The organism is Streptomyces sp. NPDC051219, from assembly GCF_040682335.1.
Taxonomy (GTDB): Bacteria; Actinomycetota; Actinomycetes; order Streptomycetales; family Streptomycetaceae; genus Streptomyces.
The window spans coordinates 1-21,948 of record NZ_JBFBAS010000023.1; the positions used below are offsets into that span (position 1 = coordinate 1).

Genomic DNA, 21,948 nt, shown 5'->3' on the forward strand with positions numbered 1-21,948 from the left:
CGTTCTGTGGGCATTGATCCGTGACGGACGGTGCTTCCAACGCGAACTCCCTGTCACAGTCGCGGCTTGACAACGTCATTAGGAGGTGTTCGGTACCGTTTCAGGCTGCCGCGGGCCGTTTCGGGCGGAGGTATTGCCCGATTTGATTCGGGCTTGCGGTCAACCGGCTGGTCATGGAGTTGACCATGGCCCAGTGGATCATTGACCGGGACCGTGTCGGCAGGGCTTCGCAGTCGCGGTGCAAGCGCCGGCACCGGCTCGTGATCCCGAAAGTCTGCTTCACACGCCATCGGACCTTCTGGACCACGAAACCCTTCTGCTCCGCATCGCGCGAGACGACCTCCACGTTCGCGGATCTCCTCGGCGGTGCCGTCTGCCTCCCACGCCTAGAAATATCCGTAGACCGTTGTGTGAGGAGGCAGGTCGTGCGGCAGGTACCGCCACGCGATGCCGGTGCGCGCGACATAGAGGATCGCGTTCACGACCTCACGAAGGTCGGTGGTCGGCTCCCGGCCCTCGGCACGCGCTGCCCGCCGCTCCAGCAGTAACGGCTCGAGGCAATTCCCACTGGTCGTCCTTCAAATCCGAGGGATACGCCCGTCGTTCAGTCACCACATAGTGAATACAGCCTCGGTAGCAGCTCCCGCTACGAGATCATGGAGCCGAGGTCCATCCCGCCACCGAGCGATCTGGACAGTTGGGGGGAATCCCCTACCGAACGCCCACTCAGAACGCCGCGCACCTCGGCCAAGGCGCTCGCCGGACGGCACCGGGCATGGACGAGATCGAGGCCGCCGCAGGCTTCGAGCGGCTCGGCAGCTGTCACCGCAAGGGTGAGTCGGCGGTGGGCGTCAGCACGGACTCGGCCACGTCGACGATCTGGCCGATGTCGAAGCCCTCCATGTCTGCGCGGAATTCGGGGCTGGACAGGTACGCCTCCAGCCGCTCCTGAACGTCGTCGGCGTCCCGGTAGGAAACGAGGGCGTACAGCTGGGGCGCCTGACTCCCGGGAGCTGCGGGCACCGTCCAGACGCCGTGTGTGGCGATCCTGTGCTTGGCCATACCGGGAATGTGCTTGGACCAGATGTTCTCGTAGGCGACGAGCGCCTCAGGGCTGCGCAGTGTGTAGACACGAAGCTGATACTGGGACATGAACTCTCTTTCCTTCTCTTCTGCGGCCGGGGCAAAGATCCCCGTCCGTAAACCAGTGGGGAGGCTTCTCTCAGCCTTTCGGGAACAGGTTTGCCAGTTCGAGGTTCCAGTCGATGTGTCCGGACTCGGTACCCCGTGGCACCAGCTCCTCCGTGTTCTCCAGGAAGGTTCTGACGTCCTGCACGGGAACCTCGAGCAAGGCGGTGCCCGCGGGAGACCCGAGGACGATGTACATCGCCTGGTCACCACGGCCAACGGCCGGCCAGATCCGGATGTCCCCGCAGCCTGTGGAACTTTTCAGGCCATCGGCCAGAAGATCACGCCCCAGGACCCATTCGACCGGCTCGTCAGTGTCGGTGAAAAAGACGGCACGCACGACGTAGGGATCAGTGGGCTCGTAACGCAGGCTCATGCACACGGACAGCGAGTAGGTGCGCGAGATGACAAGCTGCACGGCCACCCCCTGCACCACGGTCTTCAAAGACTCCATCGACTTTCACTCCAAGGTGTCTCTGCCTCGGCTCCCGCCGCCGGACCGCCGCTGGGCCGGCAGCGAAGAGGCAACGGAGAAAGAGGCGTTACAGCACGGCCCCCGCGCCGGAGCGCCGGCCGCCCGGGCGGCGGTCAGCGACCGTCGATCTCATCCCGGCCATCGTGGTGCCAGCCACGGATCCCGTCCCAGGAGTAGCCCTGCTCGAGCAGGTAGCCGACACCGTGGTCCCAGCGGTAGGCGCCGGCGTCGACACTGACGGCCGGGGGGACGTGCGCGGATGCAGAAGTCGCCGCAGAAGCGGTGCCCCCGGCACCGAGGACGGCGGCACCCGCGACCGCCACGGAGGAAGCGGTGACAGCGACGCGCCTCGTGAGCCTCTTCATGGTCTTTCCTTCCCGATCGGTGCGATCTGCACCATCGACTGCATGCAGGCGATGTGCGGCGCCTGGCGTGGTCCGAGCGAACCCTTCCATACGGCGTATGGAAGTGCCCTCCCAGGATTACCATACGACGTATGGAACTGTCGAGGCGGCGAAAAGCGGCCCGCACGGCCGGCCGCGGCATGTACAGCCCGACGTCCCCGCCAAGCCCGCGCCGGCCGCCCGGACGAAGTCCGCCCGACCTTCGAGAAGATGCTCACCCGCATCAACCATCTCCGGCTCTGCACCAAGGAGATCAGCCACACCGGCGAACAACCCGACAGCCCTTCCCGGCCGTTCACCCACCCTTTCCCTCACCGGCGGGCCCTCGGACTCGACCACGCCCTGAGCTGAGCCGTCGCCCGGGGCGGACGAGCTGCCCGCAATTTCCGGAGCGTGGCGTGCGGGCACCCCAGGTCCGGCCCCATGCTGGAAACAAGGGGGTGAGACAACGGAGGGAGTGGTGGGGATGCAGACCGTTGTGGATCTCACGCGCTGCCAGGGCTATGCGCAGTGCGTGTTCCTCGCGCCGGAGGTGTTCCAACTGCACGGGGAGGAGGGGTTGCTGTACACCACGGCCGTCCCCGACGACCAGGTCGAGCGCGTGCGCCAGGCCGCGGCGGCGTGCCCGGTGCAGGCGATCCTCCTCGGTGAGGAGGTGAGCGCCGGTGCCCGGTGACCTCAAGGACGGCCGCATCGTCATCGTCGGCGCGTCGCTGGCGGGGCTCAGGGCCGCGGAGGCGCTGCGCGAGGAGGGCTTCACCGGCTCGCTGACCGTGGTCGGGGACGAGCCCCACCCGCCCTACGACCGGCCGCCGCTGTCCAAGCAGGTGCTGCTCGGGCAGGCGTCGGCGGACACCACCGGGCTGCCGATGCGCCAGGACCCGAACGCCGACTGGCGGCTGGGCGTTCGTGCCACCGGCGTGGACCTGCTCGGGAAACAGGTGCTGCTGGAGGACGGCGAGTCACTGCCGTACGACCGGCTGCTGATCGCCACCGGGACCCGCGCGCGGCCCTGGCCCAACCCGGAGGAAGCCGCCCTGGACGGGGTGTTCACCCTGCGTACCCGCGAGGACGCCGGGGGACTGGCCCAGCGGCTGGCCGCCGGGCCGGAGCGCGTGCTGGTGATCGGCGGCGGCTTCACCGGCTCGGAGATCGCCTCGGCCTGCCGGGAGCGGGGCCTGGAGGTCACGGTCGCCGAACGCGGCCCCGCACCCTTGGTGGGCGCGCTCGGTGGCACCCTGTCGAAGCTCGCGGCCGTCATGCAGCGCAACCACGGCGTGGACCTGCGCACCGGGGTGACGGTCACCGCCCTGCGTGGGAACGGCAGCTTCACCGGTGCGGAGCTGTCCGACGGCAGCCGCCTCGACGCCGACCTCTGCGTCGTGGCGCTGGGCGCGGTACGCAACGTCGAGTGGCTGGCGGAGTCCGGGCTGGCGGCGGGCCCGCGCGGGATCGCCTGCGACGCCGGATGCCGGGCCTTCAACATGTACGGGATCGTTACCGACGACGTCTTCGTGGCCGGTGACGTCTCCCGCTTCCCCCACCCGCTGTTCGGCTACCAGATGATCTCTCTGGAACACTGGGCAAACGCGGTCGAGCAGGCCGAGGTGGCGGCACACAACATGGTCAATCCGGGGCCCTTGCAGCGCCCGCACCTGGCCGTCCCGTCGTTCTGGTCGACCCAGTTCGGGCTCAACATCAAATCGGTGGGCGTGCCCACCTACTCCGACCACGTGGTCATCGCCCAGGGCTCCCTGGAGGCGCGCCGTCTGGCAATGGTCTACGGCTACCAGGGGCGGGTCACCGCCGCCGTCACCGTCGACATGGCCAAGTCGCTCGACTACTACCGGCACCTGATCGAGACGGCTGCGCCGTTCCCGCCTCCGCTCGGCGCCCAGGACCGTGCGATCGCGGCCGACATCCCGATTCCGTCCGACGTGCCGGACCCGAAGGGGCTGTCCCACGGCCCCACCGTGGCGCTCACCGGTTACCTGCCCGACCGCCGCCTGACCGTGGTGCAGCCCACCGGCTGACCCACGTCCCGCCTCACCACGAGGAGCCGTACGCATGACCGCCGACACCCTCCTGTCACGGATCACTGACTACGCAAACCGCCCCAACCCCTACCCGCTGTACGCGGAACTCCGCGAGACCGGTCCTGTGGTGCAGCAGGCAGACGGCAGCTACCTGGTCGGCACCTACCACGAGATCGCCGCTCTGCTCCACGACCCGCGGATGAGTGTCGATCCCCGCGCCCGTGGCGAGACGACACACAAGCCGCCGTTCCTGCGGCTCGACGACCCCGAGCACCACAGGCTGCGCACCCTGGCCATGCGGCCCTTCGGCCCGCCCCACAGCCCGGGCCGGGTCGATGCCATGCGCGGCGAGATCGACCAGAGCACCAAGGAACTGATGGAGGCCTTCGAGGCGGGCCGGCAGATCGACGTCGTCGACGATTTCGCCTACCCGCTGCCCGTCACGGTGATCTGCCGCCTGCTCGGCGTACCGCACGAGGACGAGCCGCTGTTCCGGGCCTGGTCCGACGCTCTGGTCGCAGCCGCCGACGTCAGGCCCGAAGAGGACACCACCGAGACGGACAGGGCGGGCGATCAGGCGCGCATCGAGATGGGCGGGTATCTGGTGAACCTCGCCGAGCAGCGCCGTGGCCGGCCGAGCGACGACATGCTCTCCGCCTTCGTCAACGAGCCGGACCCGGCCCTGCGGCTCAGCCAGGAGGAACTCGCGGAAACCGCCGTGCTGCTGCTCATCGCCGGACACGAGACCACGGTCAACCTGATCGCCAACGGAGTGCTCACCCTGCTGCGCCAACCCGAGCACCTGGACCAGCTGCGCCGCGACCCCGACCTGCTGCCGAAAGCGGTGGAGGAACTGCTGCGCTACGAGCCCCCGGTCCACATGCGCGAGCGCATCCCCCTCGCCGACATCGAGGTCGCCGGCACCACGATCCCCGAAGGCACACCCGTCGTCCTGGTGCTGGCCTCGGGCAACCGCGACCCCAGGCGGTTCCACGAGCCCGACCGGTTCGACCCCACCCGCCCGGACAACCAGCACCTCGGCTTCGGCAGCGGCATTCACCTCTGCTACGGCGCCCCCCTCGCCCGCATCGAAGCTCAGGCCGCACTGGGCGCGCTGCTCCCCCACCTCGGCACGGCACGCCTAGTCCAGGACCCGCCCCCCTACCGCCAGAACGCCATGCTCCGCGGACCCCGCCACCTGCCCGTCCAACTCTGAGGCTGCGGGGAGGCGACAGCAGGCGGGAGAGACCAGTCACCCCGGTACATCACGCAGGGCGGGAACGCGGGAACCGGTGCGCAGTCGGCGCCGGTCGGCCGGTGCGCGACAGGATCCTCTTCACGCTGCAGCGGGAAGGGGCCGCCGGGCGAGGTTTCGGGCCTCATCCGGGGAGAGGCCGAGCATGTGCAGGATCATCTCGGCCATCGTGCCTGCGGCCTGGTCGCTGTCGGCCTCGGGCTGGTTGCACCACAGCTCCAGGAGCGCCAGCAGGCTGCCGTTCAGCACGGTCAGGGCGACCACCGGGTCGACCACGGCGAACCGGCCTGCGGCCATGCCCTGCTCCACATCGCGCTTCGCGCGCGGAGCCAGTCCGTTGCCGGCGTATATCCGACCGAGCTGGCTGTGGCACAGGATCTGCATGATCTCCGGATATGACTCGGCCATGCGCGCGCTGAGCCGCACGCCCCCAGCGAGGCGCTCGGCGGGATCGTCGACGCCGTGCAGGCGTTCGTCGACGGCTTGGGCGTACTCCTCCAGTGCATCGGCCACGGCCGCGTCGAACAGGTCCGGCTTGCCCGTGAAGTGGTTGTAGAAGGAGCCGAGGCCAACGTCCGCGCGCTCCGCGATGGCATGAATGCTGGCGCTGGTGCCACCGGACTCGGCCAGGATCTGCCGTGCGGCGCAGACGAGTGCCTGGCGGGTCTCGGCACGACGGCGTTCGAATCGGTTCCTGCGTGGAGCTGGCATAGGCATGCTCCATGAATAAGAGCAGCAGTTCTGATCAATTCATCATTGCACTGCCCGCCTCGACTGTCCATCCTGGCCCACCAATCCCGACTCCGCGGTTGCGTGACGAGACGGCGTGCGCGCGTACGGTCACATCTGGCAATTTCAAATTCGGGCGACTTGACGATGAAGCGGTCGTATCTGACTATTTCATCAGAAGTGGACAAAGTCGTCCAAGGTTGGCAGATGTCGCGCCGGTGGCCGCTCAACCGTCGGCGAGGTTGCGCGCTCCATCGCAGATCGGGCCGACGCCGCACATGCCGACCCTGTCTCACACACGTCCGCACCGATGGGAAGAACCGGATGACGATGACCGACCGCACGCCACTCGCCGAGCCGGTGAGCCCCCGAGAGATACCCGATGCGGCAATAGCGATGCTCGATGCGGAGGGGACCGTGGTGGGGTGGACGCACGCCGCTGAGCAGCTTGTCGGGTACTCGGCCGGGGAAGTGGTGGGCCGGTCCGCCGCACAGGTGCTGCCGCCCGCCGAGGAAGCCCCGAGTGCTTCGGCGTTCGCCGAGCAGTGCCGTGACCAAGAGGGCTGGTCCGGCACCGTGGCGGTCCGCCACCGCGACGGCCACGCCATCAAGATGACGCTGCGGATCTCGCTGCTGTGGGGGCAGGACGCCGGAACCCGGTGGCTGGTGTCCGTGACCGACATCGGCACCCTGTCCTCGGGGGCGTCCGAGGGAGCTGTGCGGGAGTCGCTCCTGGCCCACGCACCGATCGGCATCGCCGTCTATGACCCGCAGCTGCGCTGTGCCTGGATCAACGACGTCATGGAGCGTCACCACGGCACTCCTCGTGAGCGATGGTTCGGACGCCGCCTGCGGGACTCACTGCCCGCCGTCGAGGCCGAAGCGCTCGAGGTGGTGATGCGGCAGGTACTGGAGAGTGGCACCACCACGGTCCACGAGTACCGGGCGTGGTCCTCGACGGACCGGCGCCGGGAGCACGCGTTCTCGGCCTCGTTCTTCTGCCTCCTGGACGCGGACGGCACGGCAGTGGCGGTGTGCTCCATGAGCGTGGACGTCACCGGCAACCGGCGGGCGCGCGAGCGCCTTGCCATCCTCAGCGAAGCCGGCACGCGCATCGGCAGCACCCTCGAGGTCATGCGGACCGGGCAGGAACTGGCCGACCTTGCCGTGCCCCTGCTGGCCGACCACGCAGTCGTCGACCTGATGGAGTCGGTTCCGTTCGGCGTGGATCCCTCGGCGGGGACCGGCAAGGCGAACGGCCGCCCACCTGTGCTGCGCCGTGCCGGTGTGGCCTCCATCGACCCGGGTCTCCTCAAGTTGCCGTGGGTGCGCCAAGAGGTGATCCGCCCCTTCCCGACCTCGCTGTTCGCCACCGCCCTGCGCACGGGCAGGTCTTACCTGGAATCGGTGCTGGACACCTATTCAGGCCCCTGGACCCACCACGACCCGGTGCGGACGCAGAAGCTCCGTGACAGCGGCATCCACTCTTTGATGGTCGTACCCATCCGTGCGCGGCGCTGTGTGCTGGGACTGGCGGTGTTCGGCCGCTCCGAGGAGCCGACGCCGTTCCAGGAGGACGACCTCCTCCTCGCCGAGGAGCTCGTCACCCGGGCCGCGCTCAGCCTGGACAACGCTCTTCAGTACGCTCGCCAACGCGCCGCGGCCCTGACGCTCCAACGCGACCTGCTCCCCCACCATGTGGGAGGCGGCGCCGCCGTCGATGTGGCCTCGCGCTATGTGCCGGCTGACATGGACCACGGCGTTGGGGGCGACTGGTTCGACGTGATCAAGCTGTCCGGCGCCCGGGTGGCCCTCGTCGTCGGAGATGTGGTCGGACACGGCATCAACGCCGCGGCGACGATGGGCCGACTGCGCACCGCCGTCCGCACGCTCGCGGACATGGAATTGCCTCCCCACGAACTGCTGACACGCCTCGATGACACGGTCAGGCGGCTGAGCGAGGAAGATGCCGACGCTCCGGACCAGGTCCCCGCGGTGGTGGGCGCCACCTGTGTGTATGCCGTCTACGACCCGGTCACCCGGCGGTGCACGATGGCGCGGGCGGGGCATCCCCCGCCCGCGATCATCGACCCGCAGGGCCATATCACTTTCCCCGACATGCCCGCCGGGGCCCCGCTCGGCCTCGGCCTCGGTCTGGTCCCCTTCGAGTCCGTGGAACTGGAACTGCCCGAGGGAACTCTGCTCGCGCTCTACACCGACGGTCTGGTCGAGTCCCGCGACGACGACATCGATGTGGGCCTGGACCGCCTGGGCGCCGTCCTGGCAGAGGCCGGTTCGTCCCTGGAGGACCTGTGCTCCCAGGTGATCGAGACCTTGCCGACTCAGGCCCCGGCCGACGATGTCACCTTGCTCCTTGCGCGAACTCGCGGACTCCAACCGGCCCAGGTCGCCTCCTGGGAACTGCCGAACGAACCGGCCGCCGCCCGCATCGCCCGGCAAGCAGCAGCCCGGCAGCTCAGCGAATGGGGGCTTGCGCATCTGGTGACCACCGTGGAGCTGATCGTCAGTGAACTGGTCACCAACGCCATCCGCTACAGCGGCGAGCCGATCCGCCTACGGCTCATCCAGCACCAGGTCTTGACTTGCGAAGTCTCCGACAGCAACACCAGCCACCCACGCCCCCGTCATCCCCACATCATCGACGAGAACGGCCGCGGTCTCTTCCTCGTCGCTCAGTTGTCCCGCAGATGGGGCTCCCGCTCCGCAACGGACGGCAAGGTCGTCTGGGCCGAACAAGACCTGCCCTCCAAAGCCGTTGCGGTGTGACGCGCTGCCGACCGGGCGGCCGACGGCCGCCACAGCAAGCCGATCTCTCGAGCCGCAGGCTCTCGTATAGAAAGCCAGAGATGGATACAGACAATGTCAAGAACGCCCACCCGGCAGGCGCCTCCCCAGGACGGACGGGCGTCAGCGGTTCCGGTCCCAGCGCCGGGTTGCACGCCTTCGACGGTCTGGCAGCCGCCGTGCTCGACACTCGAGGCGCGGTGGTGCGGTGGGCCGGGACAGCAGAGGACCTGACCGGCTTCCGCGCCGAGGAGGTCTGTGGCCGCCCCGTGCAGGAACTGGTGGCCGACCTCCCGGACAATCTGTGCGGCGCCACGCAGATGCCGGCCTCCGGGCGGGTACGGCTGTGGCACCGGTGCGGCGACACCATCGATGTCACCTTCCGGACCACAAAGGTGGAGGGCACGGCGGAGGTCCTCGTCCTGGCGGCCCCTACACACCACGTCGCCGACCACGAGCAGGGCGCAGCGCTCCTGCGCGCACTGTCCGCACAGAACCGGATCACGATCGCTGTACACGACACGGATCTCACCACTGTGCAGACGAACGCCACGCCGGGCACTCTCGACGGCCGTCCAGTACAGCCCGGCGCTCGGCTGAGCGACGTGCTGTGCGCCAAGGACGCCGAGAACCTCGAGGCAGTACTGCGCCAGGTACTCAAGACGGGTGCCCCAGTGGTCCGCAGAAACCAGCAAGTGAGCTGGCGGCACGATCCGGCGCGGCAGCACACGCTGTCGCTGTCCGCCTTCCGTCTGGAGGACACGCGAGGACGCCCCACGGGGGTCGCAGCCCTGTACACCGACAACGCCGACCAGATGCGCGCCCGCCGTCATCTGGATCTCGCCCGCGAGGTGGCCGAGCGAGTAGGAGGATCCCTGGACGTCGTGCGCACTGCACAGGACCTTGCGGACGTTCTCGCACCTGCGTTCGGGGATCTCGCCGCAGTCGACCTCGCGCACTCCGTCTTCGACGGGGAAGAACCCTCGAAGCAGCCGGGCAGTGGAGACATGGCCAACGCGGCCCTCGCGCCGGCCACCGCAGTGTGGCCGGCCGGCATCAAGCGCGGCGAGCCCGTCCCGCCCCTTCCCGACCACCCCCTGCTGCGCAGCTTCCGACACGGCGAGACAGTCGTCTTCAGCCTTGACGACTTCATCGCCATGGTCAGCGACCCGCATCTGGTCGTGTATCTCGTCCCGAAGGACGCCCATTCGGTGATGGTGGCACCGCTGCATGCCCGCGGGCTCACGCTCGGCGCCATATCGGCCTGGCGCTGCGGCCGATCCGCCCCCTTCACCCAGGACGAGGCGGATCTCATGAAGCAGATCGCCTCACGGGGTGCGCTCGCCATCGACAACGCCCGCCGTTACACGCGCGAGCACAGGGCGGCCGTAGGTCTGCAGCAGCTCCTCCTTCCCCCGGCCACCACCGACACTCCGGCAGCCGAGACCGCCGGCGCCTACCTGCCCGCAGGCGGCGGAGCCGAAATCAGCGGCGACTGGTACGACGCCATCGCTCTGCCCTCTCTCCGACTGGCTCTTGTCGCCGGGGACGTGGTCGGCCACGGTATGCTCGCGAACGCCACCATGGGCCGCCTGCGCGCCGCCATCCAGACGCTCGCGGACCTGGAACTCGAACCGGACGAGTTGCTCACCCGAATCGCGGACCTGGTCCAGCGCCTCGCGGCCGAAGCCCCACCCGGCGACCACGACATCGTCGGCGGCACATGCCTGTACGCGGTCTACGACCCGGTCACCAGGCGGTGCGCCATAGCCAGTGCCGGGCACCCGCCACCCGTCCTGATCCGGCCCGACGGGACCGCCGAAGTCGTCCAGATCTCCCCGGGGCCACCACTCGCCGTCTGCGACATGCCGTACGAGACCACCACGATCGACCTCGAGCCGGGCAGCGTCCTCGCCCTCTACACCGACGGCCTGGTCGAACAGCACGACCGCGATCTCGGCCAAGGCCTGCGGCGCCTGACGGATGCCCTCGCCGCGTCCTGCCGTCCGGATCGCGCTCTGGCCGAAACCGGCCGGGCTCTCCTGGCCGACCTGACAGACCAAGCGCCGCGCGACGACGCGACGCTGCTCCTGGCCCGCACCCGCGCCGTCCCGGCGGAGGACACCGCTCACTGGGAATTCCCGGCCGACCCTGCCGCCGTCTCCGAGGCCCGAGAATGGACAACCCGCCAACTCACCACGTGGGGGCTGCAGGACCTCCTCTTCACCACCGAACTCATCGTCAGCGAACTGGTCACCAACGCCATCCGCTACGGTCGTGCGCCGCTGGACCTCCGCCTGATTCGCCACAACGTCCTGGTGTGCGAGGTCACCGACTCCAGCAGCACCCAGCCTCGTCTACGGCGCGCCCGCACCACCGACGAGGGAGGACGCGGTTTGTTCCTCGTCGCCCAACTCGCCGAGCGCTGGGGCTGCCGCCACGGCCACAACCGGAAGACGATCTGGTCCGAGCAGCCCATCGAGTGCCCCCGCTGACCGTGGCCCACTCATTTGCGGCCCCAGTCGACGACGCGGTGGGCGCGTCGGTACACCATGAGCGCTTCGCGGGACCGGCAAGCCCGGCCCCGCCCGTGCCATCACTCGTAGCAGACCGGGCCCAGCCCGTTCCTCACCATGCCGCGCAGCGAACAGCCTCCACAGGCCTACTGCACGGCAGCCACCGTGCCCGCCGGCGACGCGTACCGGCCCCACTGCGGCCGCACCGAGTGGGGCCGCGCCGCCGGAAGCGCCGCGTGGCCAGGAGACGGCCGGCCCGGGACGCCCGCCCGTCGGGACCGGGCGTGTGGCCACTGGAACGTCGTGAGCGCGAAGGCCCGACATGATGCCCGGTCCGAGAACACTCCTTACGGCGGTCGGGTCGTCCCCCAACCGTGCGTGTGCCGCAGCCAGCTGGCACCCCCAGTCCATACCGCCCGGCCTGCACGCACAGGCCCTCCCCCGTACGTCGCGAGCATCGCCTCCGAGTGACCGCAGCTACGCAGCCGGCGGCCGCCGTCAGGTCAGCCGGAACGCAGTCGCCCACCGGGACGGACCGGCCCGTCTGCTGATGCGACGTACGGCCGTGCCGCATCACCCATCGGCAGCGTTGAAGAATGCAGCGCCTCCCGGCCCGCGCCCCCGCGCATCCGGTTCACCGTTCAGCTTTTTCCACCGCCTGCTTGATACCGCTCAGTGCCTCCTTGAGGCCGTGCTCGACCTGCTCGCCCGTGTGCCCGGTGTGCAACTCCACCGTCAGTCGGCAGGAGCCGGCGCCCTCACCTTCGTCGACGTGCAACCTGCCCCGGTAGTCGTGCGGGCCGGGCGCGCCCCATTCCAGGCTCTTGCCCTCCTCGACCACATGCAGGTACGCCTCGCTGGTCACGTCCTGCTCCGGGGCGTCGGCGGGTTCGATATGGGCGGTGACGGTGACCTGGTCGCCTTCATGAGGGTGCACGGAAGTCAGCCGCGGCATGTAGGAGGGCAGGTGCTCCACATCAGACAGATAGGCAAAGAGCCGGTCCGGCGGCACGTGCACGGTAATACTGTCGCTGTATTCACCCATAGCCAAAGAGGTCCCCGAAGCGTTTGGTCAGCAAACGGAAAAGCGCACGCTTCGCCCGGCAAGCGCACACCTCATGCCACGACGGGCACGTGGGCGCGGATTCCCCAACGGAGTCCTTAACGGAGTCCTTCAGCCGGGAGAGCACTTCAATGCTCGCGCAGGCCCCAGGGGGAGCCGTACTCGCTGAGCAGGTCGAGGAAGGGCCGCGCGGGAAGGGCCTCGGGACCGAGGATCCCACTGCCGGACCAGGTGCCCGACGCGATCAGCTCGAGGGCCACGACCGGGTTGATGGCGGTCTGCCACACGACGGCCTGGCAGCCGTACTCGCCCATGGACCACTCGTTGTCGACCACGTGGTAGAGGTACACCTCGCGCGGGCTGCCGTCCTTGGTGCCCTTGACCCAGGTGCCCGCACAGGTCTTTCCCCGCATGCGCTCCCCCAGGGTCGCCGGGTCGGGCAGGCAGGCGGCGACCACGTCGCGCGGGGAGACGCGTACCGTGCCGGTCCCGTCGGCCGCCGGGACCGGAACCGGTTCGGTGCGGTCGAGTCCCAGCAGGTGCAGGGTCTGCAGTGTGCGGATGAAGTCCTCGCCCAGCCCGTACTTGAAGGTGACGCGGCGCGCGTCGACCCAGCGGGGCACCAGGAGGACCTCTTCGTGTTCGACGTTGACGCACTCGACGGGCCCGATCCCCTCGGGGAAGTCGAAGACCTCCGGTTCGCTGAAGGGGGCGGTGGTGAACCAGCCGCGGCCGGCTTCGTAGACGACGGGCGGGTTGAGACATTCCTCGATCGTGGTCCAGATGCTGAACGACGGCGCGAAGTCATAGCCGTCGACCGTGAGGTTCGCCCCGTCCCGGATCCCGATCTCCTCGATCTCGTCGAAGAGCTCGTCCGCGGCGTAGCGCGCGAAGACATCCGACAGCCCCGGCTCCACTCCCATGCCGACCAGGGCGAGTGAGCCCGCCTTCTCCCAGTCGGCGGCGCGCTCGAACTGGGCGTCGCCGAGCTTGACACCACAGAGGTCGTACGGGCGATCGGGATGGGGCCGTGACAAGGACATCGCCATGTCCAGGTAGTGCGCCCCGGCGGCCAGAGCCGCCCCGAAGAGCGGCATGACGAAGCGTGGGTCGGTCGCGTTGAGGAGCACGTCGCAGTGCTCCTGGTTCAGCATGGCGGTGACGGCGGCCTCGTCGCTCGCGTCGATGCGCACGGCGCTGAAGCGGTGGCTTTCCTCCCCCAGGGCTTCGACGGCCGCTTCGGCCCGGGACAGGTCGTAGTCGGCGACGACCATGTGGTCGAAGAAGGAGCGGCGGGCCGCGATACGGGTGATGGCGGTGCCGACACCGCCGGCCCCTACGAGCAGAACACGCATGGAAGAAACTCCGTTTCTCGGACACTGCGTCCAGGGCGCCGCTGACGATGCCGCGCCCGCGAGATGCGATACAACGCCTGCGCTCCTATTCACGTCAATCGTGTTGGCATAAGCTCGGCGGGCCGGACGTCACGTCGTGAAGGAGAAGGCCATGCCCAAGCCAGTGGTGGCGGAGAACGCGCGACGACGACGTCGCCCCACGAAGAACGGCGCGGTCCTGTCGGAGCAGCTGATCGTGGAGACGGCGCTGCGCATGCTGCGGGAGCACGGGAGCGCGGGGCTCACGGTACGCCGCCTGGGTACGGCTCTGGGGGCCGATCCGAGCACGCTGTACCGGTACTTCAGCGGTATCGACGACCTGACGCTCGCCATCGGGGACGTGCTCATCGGCAGGGCCCTGGCAGGCTGGCAGGCAACCGGTGAATGGCGCGCCGATCTGCGCGAACTGGGCCTGCGGATCCATGCCGCGTACCTCGGGCACCCGCAGGCGGCGGTGCTCACGGCCAGCCGGGTGACCGGGCGGGACCACGAGGTGGCGGCCGACGAGACGATCCTCGGACTGCTGCGCTCGGCCGGCTTCGCGGACGCCGACGCGGTCCGGGTCTACCACGCGTTCATCGACCAGAGTCTGGCCTTCGCCGCACTCGACGCCGCTTCTCTCGCGCTGCCCGAGGCTGCTCGCGCGGCGGACGAGGAGGTCTGGCGAGCCACGTACGCCCGGCTGCCTGCGGCTACCCATCCGCACATCGCGGCGACCGCTCCGCTGCTGGTCGCCCGGATGAACGACAGCGCCTACCCGACGGCGTTGGACATGCTGCTGGACAGCGCGCAGGCACAGCTCGCCGCCCGGCGCGGGGGCGGCTGAGCGGGCAGGGCACACCGGCCTCCAGCGCGCGACCGAAGCCGGTCGGCGCGCCGATGAACGCTGGCGACCGGCAACGACAGGCGCCCGGCGAAAGGGACGTCCCTGCGCTGGGAGGCGGCAAGGCTGGCCAAGGCGGCCTGGGACGCCCCCGACTTCTATTGCGACGCGATGGCCCAGATCCGTATGGACCGCTGGTCGCAGGGCCGGGTGGTCCTGATCGGGGATGCCGGATACTGCGCATCGCCGCTGTCGGGCCATGGGACGAGCTTGGCCCTGGTCGGTGCCCAGGTGCTCGCCGACGAACTCGGTCGTACGCGGGCGAACACCTCGCCGCGTTCACCCGCTACGAGGACCGCATGCGGCCGTTCGTCGCCCTGAACCAGGATCTGGCCACCGAGAATCCCGGTGGGCCGGCCTCCGAGGCGTTCGTCACGCGGGCCAAGAACGCCATCTCGCTCGACAGCTGACGAACGACTCGCGCCATCGGACCCCCTTCTGACGTGTCATCAGCCCGTGTTCGAGGGAGAGGCTTTGGCGTCGGGAGCTCCTACCTGCCGATCGCCGCGACACTGTAGGCGTAGAGAGCGACCACCCCTGCGAGGCAGGCGAGGACCACCCAGGAGCCCAGGCCCGTGTGTCTCCCTCTGCCTCCCTGCTTCCCGGAGCGTCCGGGCTGAGGGAGCCGACCGGGCCGGCCGGGCGGGCGCGAGCGGCCGGCCGGTTCCCGTCTCGGCGCACGCGACGCCGCATCGGCAGCGGCCTCGGCAAGAAGCCGGCGGCAGGTCGCGGCAAGTTCGGCCGTCCCGGCGGCCAGCGGCACGATCGCCTCCGAGCGCGCCGGTGCGGTGGTGCCGCCGTCAAGAATGCGGCCCGCACGGACGAGAACCTCGCCCCGGCCGCCCGCAGGGGCGAGACTGATCCAGCGCTGGACGTGTTCACCGCGGATGACGACACACCCGGACCGGTCCCGGTACACGACACACTCCCGCCACAGCACCTGGGCCAACTCGCTGGCGGTCTCCTTCAGTTGCGCACTCACGCGCCCCTCCCCCCTGCCGTACGGCATTCGTCGAGCACCGCACTCTAGCGTCAGGTACACACCAAGCTGACCCAGGGGGCTCATGGTTGGTGGGGAGCCCGGGCGGGACCGGCCCCGTCGGGTCGGCCCTCCCCTCGGGTCGATCGGAGGAGTGACCGCCGACCGGGCGTGACCGGCCACCGAGGAGGCCTGGAACCGGCGACCGCCGGCGCCGCGCATTTTCCGGGTCTGAGCGGGCACCCGGCCGCTGTGAAGGGCCAGCGACTGCAGTTCGACGGCTGGATCGCGGGTATCGGGACGTCCTCCGGCACCCGGCTGGTGCTCGGGCACTGGCCGCGGTCGCCGTTCGGCCCGTTCAGCGACGTGATGCTCGAGCGGGCCACCGGTGAACGTCTCCTGCTCGCACCCACCCGGTCGATCGCGGAGTTCGTCGGCGATACGTATGCCTTCGATCGCATTCAGGTCGTACCGGTGAGGGTGCGCCGCGCGGAAACCACGTCCTGGACCGTCGAGGCCGGTGCGCTGGCAGTGCAATTCACCGTCGGCAGGCGCGGCACTCTGGGCCTGCTGCTTCGCGCCGTACCCGGTCCGCTCGCCGCCCGGCCGGCCTGGGCCGCCGTGCTGGACCGCCCCGCCCGGCTGCTGCACGGTGTACGAACCCGGGGCAGCGCCGGTCCCGACCGCCGTGAGTGGTACGGCGCTCTGGACCTGTGGCCGGTCACCACGGCCACCGCCACCTTCGGGGGAACCGACCTCGGCGCACTCGCCCCCGTCGACCCGCCCGTACGTTTCGGGTTCGGTTCGGTCCCCCGCAGTCCCGCCCTCGTACGTGTCACGACCACGGTCGAGCTGCGCAGGGGCCCTCCCCTTCGATGCGCCCTTTGATGCGGCCCTGTTGTCGCGTCCCTGTTGTTGCGGGGGACCTTCCCACTCATACCGGAGGCCTGCTCCTTCGATGTCCGGGTAAAGGCCCAACATCCGTACGTCCACTGGAGGACAGAGTGACCAGCAGCGAACAGAACGCCGTCGCCAGACCGAACGAGGGCCGGGAGGAGACCGAGGACGAGCGAGCCGATCGGCGCTGGCAGGAGCTCATCCAGGAAATACGCGTGACCCAGACCGGAGTTCAGATCCTCTTCGGCTTCCTGCTCACCGTCGTGTTCACTCCGCACTTCCAAGGGCTGGGGCAGACGGACAAGAACACCTACATCGTCACCGTAGTGCTCGGCGCGCTCGCAACAGGGGCGTTGATCGGGCCGGTGGCGTTCCACCGGATCGTGTCCGGACGCCGGATCAAGCCTCAGGCAGTTGTATGGGCCTCCCGGCTCACCTTCACCGGAATCATCCTCCTTCTCGCGACCCTGACTTCCGCTCTCTTCCTGGTTCTCCGGGCCGCCACGCACAACGGATTCGTGCCGTGGCTGGTCTCCGCGGTGGTCGCCTGGTACGTGCTCTGCTGGTTCGCCCTGCCCCTGTGGGCCCGTTACCGGCTGACCTCACAGAGCTGAGGATCCTCGTGGTCGCGGCAGGTGCGGCCGCGACGATTGCGGCAGCCGGGTGGTGTTCGGCCGCCACCCGGACGGCGTTACGGTCGGCGGCGCTCCTTCTGGCCCACAGTTGGTGCGGTCGCGTCCGGGCTCCAGCGCACGCGGCACGGAATGCCGTACTCCGTCCCGCAGCCGAGCAGAACCGGGGAGACCGATGCCACCCGCCGTCCAGGCCGCACCGCTCGGCAAGCGCTCGTGATGCTCATGACGCCGGTGCTCGCGGCGTTCGGGGAGCCGGACCTGGCAGCCGCACGGATGCAGATGGCTTTGTCGCTCGGCTGGCACATCGTCCTCGCCTGCCTGGGCGTGGGCATGCCCGCCATCACGTTGATCGCCGAGTGGCGCGGCCACCGTACGGGTGATGTGTACTACCGGCTGCTGGCCCGGCGCTGGGCCCGGGCGATGGGCGTGCTGTTCGCGGTGGGGGCGGTGTCGGGCACCATTCTGTCGTTCGAGATGGGCCTGCTCTGGCCGGGGCTGATGGGCACGTACGGCGAGGTCATCGGCCTGCCGTTCTCGCTGGAGGGCATCGCGTTCTTCGTCGAGGCGATCTTCCTGGGTATCTACCTCTACGCATGGGACCGGTTGCCGCCGGTGCCGCACATGCTGTCCGGGCTTCCCATCGTGGTGGCCGGGGTGGCCAGCGCGTTCTTCGTCGTCACCGCGAACGCCTGGATGCAGGTGCCGACCGGTTTCGACACGGAGAACGGGCAGATCGTCGCGGTCGACCCGTGGGCGGCCATGTTCAATCCGGCCACTCCCCCGCAGACCGTCCACATGATCCTGGCCGCCTTCATGGTGGCCGGGTTCCTGATGGCCGGCGTGTACGCGGTGGCGATGCTGCGGGGAAGGCGGGACCGCTACCACCGCCTGGGGTTCCTGCTGCCCTTCACCGTCGCCGCGCTCATCACGCCCGTGCAGATCGGCGTCGGGGACTGGGCCGCGCATTTCGTGGCGGAGAACCAGCCCGTCAAACTCGCCGCCATGGAAGGTGTCTTCCACACTGAACGCGGCGCTCCCCTGCACCTCGGCGGGTTCGCGGTCGGTGGCGAACTCCGTTATGCGCTGGAAATTCCCAACGGACTGTCGCTGCTGGCGCATTGGAGTCCGAATGCGGAGATCGTAGGGCTGGAGAACGTGCCAGAAGCGGATCGCCCGCCGGTCAACATCACCCACTGGGCGTTCCAGATCATGGTGGGGCTGGGCGTCGGACTCCTGGCCCTGGTCGTATGGGCTGCCTGGGCCTGGCGGCGCCACCGCGAGCTGCCCCGCTCACCGTGGTTCCTTCGGGCCTCGGCCCTGTCCGGGGTGGCCGCGGTCCTCGCACTGGAGGCCGGATGGACCGTCACCGAGGTGGGACGCCAGCCGTGGATCGTCTACGGGGTGATGCGGACCTCCGAGGCGGTCAACCCCGCGCCGGGGCTGGTCTACGGGTTCGTCCTGGTGGCGTTGGTCTACGCGGTGCTGACGGTGGCCACCGTGTACGTCCTGCGGCGCCTGGCGCGCGACGAGCCCGTCCCTGTCGCCCCGCAGGAGCGCGACGTCACCGACTACAAAGTCATCTGAGGACACAATGCACCTGCCGGAGATCATGCTGACCGTGCTGTGGATCGGCATGACCGCCTACGTACTCTTCGCGGGCGCCGATTTCGGGGGCGGAGTGTGGGATCTGCTGGCTGGGGGCACGGAGCACGGCCGGAGCCAGCGCGCACTGGTCGAGCACTCCATCGGCCCGGTGTGGGAGGCCAACCATGTCTGGCTGATTTTCGTGATCGTGCTCACGTGGACGGGGATTCCGCCGGTCTTCGCCGCGATCGCCTCCACCCTGTACATTCCGCTGACCGCCGTGGCGCTCGGCATCATCGCCAGGGGTGCGGCGTTCGCCTTCCGGAAGGTCAGCCGCGAACCGTGGCAACAACGCCTTTTCGGCGCCACCTTCGCCTTCTCCTCGGTGGTCACACCCTTCTTTCTGGGGACCGTGGCCGGCGCGATCGCCTCCGGACGGGTGCCTCCGGGCATCGCGGCGGGCGATCTGGTCAGTAGCTGGCTCAACCCCACGTCGCTGGTCAGCGGGGTGCTGGCGGTGGGGACCGCCGCCTATCTGGCTGCGGTGTACCTCACCCGGGACGCCCAGCGCGAGGGTGATTCGGACCTCACGGAGGCGTTCCGGCGCCGCGCACTGAGCGCGGGGCTGTTCGTCGGTCTGATGTCGGCGCTGGGTCTGCTCGTACTGCGAGCCGACTCGCCGCCGTTGTACGACAAGCTCACGTCCGGGTCCGCCCTGCCGTTGCTGGTGCTCTCGGTGAGCGCGGGTGTGGTGTCGCTGGCTCTGCTGCTCTGGGGCCGTCTCTATCTGGCGGTGCGGCTCACCGCCGCGCTTGCGGTGGCCGGGCTGCTGTGGGGGTGGGGGGTCGGCCAGTACCCGGTACTGCTGCCCGGGACGACGCTCGAGGAGGCGGCGGCGACGGACACCGTACTGAGCGCCAGTCTCGGTGCGCTGGGGGTCGGCGCCCTGCTGCTCCTGCCGTCACTGTGGTGGCTCTACGCCACGTTCCAGCGTGACCGCACAGCCTCGAAGGAGCAGCCCACCTCCCCCACCGGGCAGTGACGCCCCGGCGTCGGCCGCGTTGTCGACGGCCCGCGTGCTCGACGGCCCGGGACGGCTGCCCTCCGAAGTCACGCAAGTTTCTGCCGGCCAGGTTTGAAAGCTCCGTCACCGCGCACACGGTGACTGGAAGAAGTCATGCACTTCGAGGCAGGAGGAGCCACACATGGGCATCATCGCTTGGATACTCATCGGTCTTCTGGCGGGCATCATCGCCAAGACACTGATGCCCGGCCGGGACCCCGGCGGGATCATCATCACCATGCTCATCGGAATTGCGGGTGGGCTCCTCGGTGGCTGGCTCGGCAAGGTCATCTTCGGTGTCGATTCCATCGACGGCTTCTTCGACCTCTCCACCTGGGTCGCCGCCATCGTTGGCTCGCTCATCCTGCTGATCCTGTACCGGCTCGTCACCGGCAACAGGTCCTCTCACCGCCACGCCTGACCGACGGCGAGCACGGATGCGTGCGTGATGACGAAACGCCGACCCTGTACGGCCCTGCTCCCTTCAAGGGGTGGGGCCGTACAGGTGTGTCCGACCGAGGCACGCGCCTCGGTCGGACACGCCGGCGGGCCGTGCGTCGCGCTCCTGCTGGAGTACGACGCCCTCCCCGAACTCGGGCACGCGTGTGGGCACAACCTGATCGCCTCGGCCGGCCTCGGCGCGGCGCTGGCCGTGCGCAGCGCGCCGGGAGAGGTCGACGGAACGCTGCTGGCCGTGGGTACTCCTGCCGAGGAGGGCGGTGGCGGCAAGGTCACCGAAGTCGACGCCGGTGTGTTCGACGGGGTGGACGCGGCTCTGATGTTCCACCCGGGCGTCCACAGCCGGTCGTGGGCGCCGTTGACCGCGCAGGTTCAGGTGCGCGTGGGGCTCCACGGCCGGGCGGCGCATCCCACCGGAAACCCCACGGAAGGGATCGACGCGCTCGCCGCGCTCCTCCAGCTGTTCCACACTCTCGCCGTACTGGGCGGGCGGCTGCCGTCCGGTTCCCACGTACAGGGCGCCGCGGCGGCCGCGAGCACGTCGGGCCGGCGGGCCATGCTCGCGTCGGCGGAAGCGCTGGCCTGTACCGCAGCCGACGTGGGGGCGCGCCCGCGAGTGAGCTTCAGTCCTCCGGTCAGTCCTCCAGGGAGACGCGAACGGTCTTCACCTCGGTGTCGGCCGCATCGGGCACGACCATCCCGGCGTCGACTCCGGTGCGCAGATAGCGCACGACCTCCGCGTTGAGGCGCTCACCAGGCACTGCGACCGGGATGCCGGGGGGATACGGGGTAAGCATCTCCGCGGTGATCCGGCCCGCTGCCGACTCCCACGAAACCTGTTCGGTCCGGCCGAAGAACGCGTCCCGCGGCAGCAGCACCTGCTCCAGGCTCAGCTGCGCGGAGCCGGGGACCTCGACCTCCCGCGCAGGTCGCAGATCACTGACGTGAGCGGCCACGTCCCGGAGCGCCGCCAGGAGGACGTCCGCGGTCTTCTCGTCGTCGGCGTGGGTCAACTGGGCACTGATCCGGCGGTGGTCGGAGAGGTGCATGTTGATCTGGTGGTGCTCGCGCAGCCAGTCGGCTGCCTGGTAACCGGTCGTGCCAAGGGCGGTGATGTCGACGATGATCTGGAGCGGATCCAGGTCGGCCGCCGCGCCGGGCCCGCAGAAGTCGTCCCGTTCGTGCACGTGAATGCCGTCGATCTCGGCGATCCGGGGGACCGCACGCCCTTCGCCCCACGCCTCGTCCACGATGAGCGGCTTCCCCCGGTTGTGGCAGACCGTCGCGATCGCGCCGAGATCCGAGCAGGTGCCGTACGGGGTCGGAGTGGTCACCAAGGCGCCCGGGCGTCCGGATGCTCGGCGAACGCAGTTTCGAAGGCGGCGGCGGACGGCGGGTGGGCCAGGTGACGTTCCCCGTCCCATCGCCGCTCGACCCAGATGGGCCGGATGCCGGCAAGGATGAGGCCCGACACCACGGACTTGTGCGCGTCCCGCCCCACCAGCAGCTTCTCGTGGGGGCCCGCCACCGACAGCATCGCCGACTTGACCGAGAGAGAGCTGCCGCAGGTCGAGAAAATGCGA

The 21,948-nt window shown here is 69.5% G+C and carries 19 protein-coding genes and 4 pseudogenes; 14 read left to right on the plus strand and 9 right to left on the minus strand.

The genetic code is table 11. The features are described 5' to 3' along the window. Positions 1-100: 100 nt before the first annotated feature. From AB0M62_RS23660 to AB0M62_RS23675, 4 genes and pseudogenes are all read right to left on the minus strand, one after another. Positions 101-612: pseudogene (locus AB0M62_RS23660) on the minus strand (transposase). 210 nt (positions 613-822) lie between these two features. Continuing rightward, positions 823-1,152, minus strand: coding sequence for an NIPSNAP family protein (locus AB0M62_RS23665; RefSeq protein ID WP_366076281.1), 330 nt, complete (start codon positions 1,150-1,152; stop codon positions 823-825). Positions 1,153-1,222: 70 nt separating this feature from the next. Beyond that, entirely contained in the window at positions 1,223-1,642 is a 420-nt protein-coding gene (locus AB0M62_RS23670) for an SsgA family sporulation/cell division regulator (RefSeq protein WP_366076282.1), read from the minus strand. A 134-nt stretch (positions 1,643-1,776) separates the two neighbouring features. Then, positions 1,777-2,028, minus strand: a complete 252-nt coding sequence (locus AB0M62_RS23675; RefSeq protein ID WP_366076283.1) for a hypothetical protein — start codon at positions 2,026-2,028, stop codon at positions 1,777-1,779. A gap of 249 nt (positions 2,029-2,277) precedes the next feature. Here AB0M62_RS23675 and AB0M62_RS23680 point away from each other — a divergent pair, with 249 nt between their 5' ends. The 4 genes from AB0M62_RS23680 to AB0M62_RS23695 all read left to right on the plus strand — a co-directional run bounded on the left by AB0M62_RS23680 (position 2,278) and on the right by AB0M62_RS23695 (position 5,319). Continuing rightward, the gene (locus AB0M62_RS23680; RefSeq protein WP_366076284.1) at positions 2,278-2,418 is read left to right on the plus strand and encodes a hypothetical protein; all 141 of its coding nucleotides are present in this window, start codon (positions 2,278-2,280) and stop codon (positions 2,416-2,418) included. 115 nt (positions 2,419-2,533) lie between these two features. Next, entirely contained in the window at positions 2,534-2,743 is a 210-nt protein-coding gene (locus AB0M62_RS23685) for a ferredoxin (protein ID WP_366076285.1), read from the plus strand. Next, positions 2,733-4,100, plus strand: coding sequence for an FAD-dependent oxidoreductase (locus tag AB0M62_RS23690; protein WP_366076286.1), 1,368 nt, complete (start codon positions 2,733-2,735; stop codon positions 4,098-4,100). Before AB0M62_RS23685 ends, AB0M62_RS23690 begins: the two co-directional genes overlap by 11 nt. 34 nt (positions 4,101-4,134) lie before the next feature. After that, on the plus strand, positions 4,135-5,319 hold the full coding sequence (locus tag AB0M62_RS23695; RefSeq protein ID WP_366076287.1) for a cytochrome P450: 1,185 nt from the start codon (positions 4,135-4,137) through the stop codon (positions 5,317-5,319). A gap of 120 nt (positions 5,320-5,439) precedes the next feature. Here AB0M62_RS23695 and AB0M62_RS23700 read toward each other — a convergent pair whose 3' ends face one another. After that, a complete protein-coding gene (locus tag AB0M62_RS23700) occupies positions 5,440-6,075 on the minus strand; it encodes a TetR family transcriptional regulator (protein ID WP_366076288.1) in 636 nt (211 codons plus the stop codon). A 336-nt stretch (positions 6,076-6,411) separates the two neighbouring features. Between AB0M62_RS23700 and AB0M62_RS23705 the strand changes: the two genes are divergently transcribed. Then, positions 6,412-8,874: a SpoIIE family protein phosphatase gene (locus AB0M62_RS23705; RefSeq protein WP_366076289.1), complete on the plus strand. Its 2,463-nt coding sequence runs from the start codon at positions 6,412-6,414 to the stop codon at positions 8,872-8,874. Positions 8,875-8,954: 80 nt separating this feature from the next. Then, a complete protein-coding gene (locus AB0M62_RS23710) occupies positions 8,955-11,387 on the plus strand; it encodes a SpoIIE family protein phosphatase (protein ID WP_366076290.1) in 2,433 nt (810 codons plus the stop codon). A 655-nt stretch (positions 11,388-12,042) separates the two neighbouring features. Here AB0M62_RS23710 and AB0M62_RS23715 read toward each other — a convergent pair. Continuing rightward, positions 12,043-12,453 carry an SRPBCC family protein gene (locus AB0M62_RS23715; protein WP_366076291.1) on the minus strand — a complete coding sequence of 137 codons (411 nt, stop codon included), beginning with the start codon at positions 12,451-12,453 and terminating at the stop codon, positions 12,043-12,045. A 146-nt stretch (positions 12,454-12,599) separates the two neighbouring features. Then, positions 12,600-13,826 carry a saccharopine dehydrogenase C-terminal domain-containing protein gene (locus AB0M62_RS23720; RefSeq protein ID WP_366076292.1) on the minus strand — a complete coding sequence of 409 codons (1,227 nt, stop codon included), beginning with the start codon at positions 13,824-13,826 and terminating at the stop codon, positions 12,600-12,602. Between the two features lie 151 nt (positions 13,827-13,977). Between AB0M62_RS23720 and AB0M62_RS23725 the strand changes: the two genes are divergently transcribed. Both AB0M62_RS23725 and AB0M62_RS23730 read left to right on the plus strand, forming a co-directional pair. Then, complete coding sequence (locus AB0M62_RS23725) at positions 13,978-14,691, plus strand: TetR/AcrR family transcriptional regulator (protein WP_366076293.1); 714 nt, start codon at positions 13,978-13,980, stop codon at positions 14,689-14,691. Positions 14,692-14,799: 108 nt separating this feature from the next. Beyond that, positions 14,800-15,158 (plus strand): annotated as a pseudogene (locus tag AB0M62_RS23730) (FAD-dependent monooxygenase); the annotation flags it as partial. Positions 15,159-15,238: 80 nt separating this feature from the next. Here the strand turns inward: AB0M62_RS23730 and AB0M62_RS23735 are convergent. Next, positions 15,239-15,730: a hypothetical protein gene (locus AB0M62_RS23735; RefSeq protein WP_366076294.1), complete on the minus strand. Its 492-nt coding sequence runs from the start codon at positions 15,728-15,730 to the stop codon at positions 15,239-15,241. A 249-nt stretch (positions 15,731-15,979) separates the two neighbouring features. On the opposite strand from AB0M62_RS23735, the gene AB0M62_RS23740 reads away from it, so the two are divergent. From AB0M62_RS23740 to AB0M62_RS23765, 6 genes and pseudogenes are all read left to right on the plus strand, one after another. Further along, on the plus strand, positions 15,980-16,615 hold the full coding sequence (locus AB0M62_RS23740; RefSeq protein WP_366076295.1) for a hypothetical protein: 636 nt from the start codon (positions 15,980-15,982) through the stop codon (positions 16,613-16,615). A 116-nt stretch (positions 16,616-16,731) separates the two neighbouring features. Next, the gene (locus AB0M62_RS23745) at positions 16,732-17,238 is read left to right on the plus strand and encodes a DUF6328 family protein (RefSeq protein ID WP_366076296.1); all 507 of its coding nucleotides are present in this window, start codon (positions 16,732-16,734) and stop codon (positions 17,236-17,238) included. A gap of 243 nt (positions 17,239-17,481) precedes the next feature. After that, positions 17,482-18,843, plus strand: coding sequence for a cytochrome ubiquinol oxidase subunit I (locus tag AB0M62_RS23750; protein ID WP_366076297.1), 1,362 nt, complete (start codon positions 17,482-17,484; stop codon positions 18,841-18,843). 7 nt (positions 18,844-18,850) lie between these two features. Beyond that, positions 18,851-19,885, plus strand: a complete 1,035-nt coding sequence (locus AB0M62_RS23755) for a cytochrome d ubiquinol oxidase subunit II (RefSeq protein WP_366076298.1) — start codon at positions 18,851-18,853, stop codon at positions 19,883-19,885. Between the two features lie 163 nt (positions 19,886-20,048). Next, a complete protein-coding gene (locus AB0M62_RS23760) occupies positions 20,049-20,327 on the plus strand; it encodes a GlsB/YeaQ/YmgE family stress response membrane protein (RefSeq protein ID WP_366076299.1) in 279 nt (92 codons plus the stop codon). Positions 20,328-20,450: 123 nt separating this feature from the next. Then, a pseudogene (locus AB0M62_RS23765) lies at positions 20,451-20,885 on the plus strand (M20/M25/M40 family metallo-hydrolase); the annotation flags it as partial. A 115-nt stretch (positions 20,886-21,000) separates the two neighbouring features. Here AB0M62_RS23765 and AB0M62_RS23770 read toward each other — a convergent pair. Beyond that, positions 21,001-21,941, minus strand: a pseudogene (locus AB0M62_RS23770) (ornithine decarboxylase); the annotation flags it as partial. Between the last annotated feature and the right edge of the window lie 7 nt (positions 21,942-21,948).

Excerpts from the sequence above, each read along its gene's own strand:
- AB0M62_RS23665 (WP_366076281.1), bottom strand. The coding sequence starts at position 1,152 with ATGTCCCAGTATCAGCTTCGTGTCTACACACTGCGCAGCCCTGAGGCG.
- AB0M62_RS23670 (WP_366076282.1), bottom strand. The coding sequence starts at position 1,642 with ATGGAGTCTTTGAAGACCGTGGTGCAGGGGGTGGCCGTGCAGCTTGTC.
- AB0M62_RS23675 (WP_366076283.1), bottom strand. The coding sequence starts at position 2,028 with ATGAAGAGGCTCACGAGGCGCGTCGCTGTCACCGCTTCCTCCGTGGCG.
- AB0M62_RS23680 (WP_366076284.1), top strand. The coding sequence starts at position 2,278 with ATGCTCACCCGCATCAACCATCTCCGGCTCTGCACCAAGGAGATCAGC.
- AB0M62_RS23685 (WP_366076285.1), top strand. The coding sequence starts at position 2,534 with ATGCAGACCGTTGTGGATCTCACGCGCTGCCAGGGCTATGCGCAGTGC.
- AB0M62_RS23695 (WP_366076287.1), top strand. The coding sequence starts at position 4,135 with ATGACCGCCGACACCCTCCTGTCACGGATCACTGACTACGCAAACCGC.
- AB0M62_RS23700 (WP_366076288.1), bottom strand. The coding sequence starts at position 6,075 with ATGCCTATGCCAGCTCCACGCAGGAACCGATTCGAACGCCGTCGTGCC.
- AB0M62_RS23705 (WP_366076289.1), top strand. The coding sequence starts at position 6,412 with ATGACGATGACCGACCGCACGCCACTCGCCGAGCCGGTGAGCCCCCGA.
- AB0M62_RS23710 (WP_366076290.1), top strand. The coding sequence starts at position 8,955 with ATGGATACAGACAATGTCAAGAACGCCCACCCGGCAGGCGCCTCCCCA.
- AB0M62_RS23715 (WP_366076291.1), bottom strand. The coding sequence starts at position 12,453 with ATGGGTGAATACAGCGACAGTATTACCGTGCACGTGCCGCCGGACCGG.
- AB0M62_RS23720 (WP_366076292.1), bottom strand. The coding sequence starts at position 13,826 with ATGCGTGTTCTGCTCGTAGGGGCCGGCGGTGTCGGCACCGCCATCACC.
- AB0M62_RS23725 (WP_366076293.1), top strand. The coding sequence starts at position 13,978 with ATGCCCAAGCCAGTGGTGGCGGAGAACGCGCGACGACGACGTCGCCCC.
- AB0M62_RS23750 (WP_366076297.1), top strand. The coding sequence starts at position 17,482 with ATGACGCCGGTGCTCGCGGCGTTCGGGGAGCCGGACCTGGCAGCCGCA.
- AB0M62_RS23755 (WP_366076298.1), top strand. The coding sequence starts at position 18,851 with ATGCACCTGCCGGAGATCATGCTGACCGTGCTGTGGATCGGCATGACC.
- AB0M62_RS23760 (WP_366076299.1), top strand. The coding sequence starts at position 20,049 with ATGGGCATCATCGCTTGGATACTCATCGGTCTTCTGGCGGGCATCATC.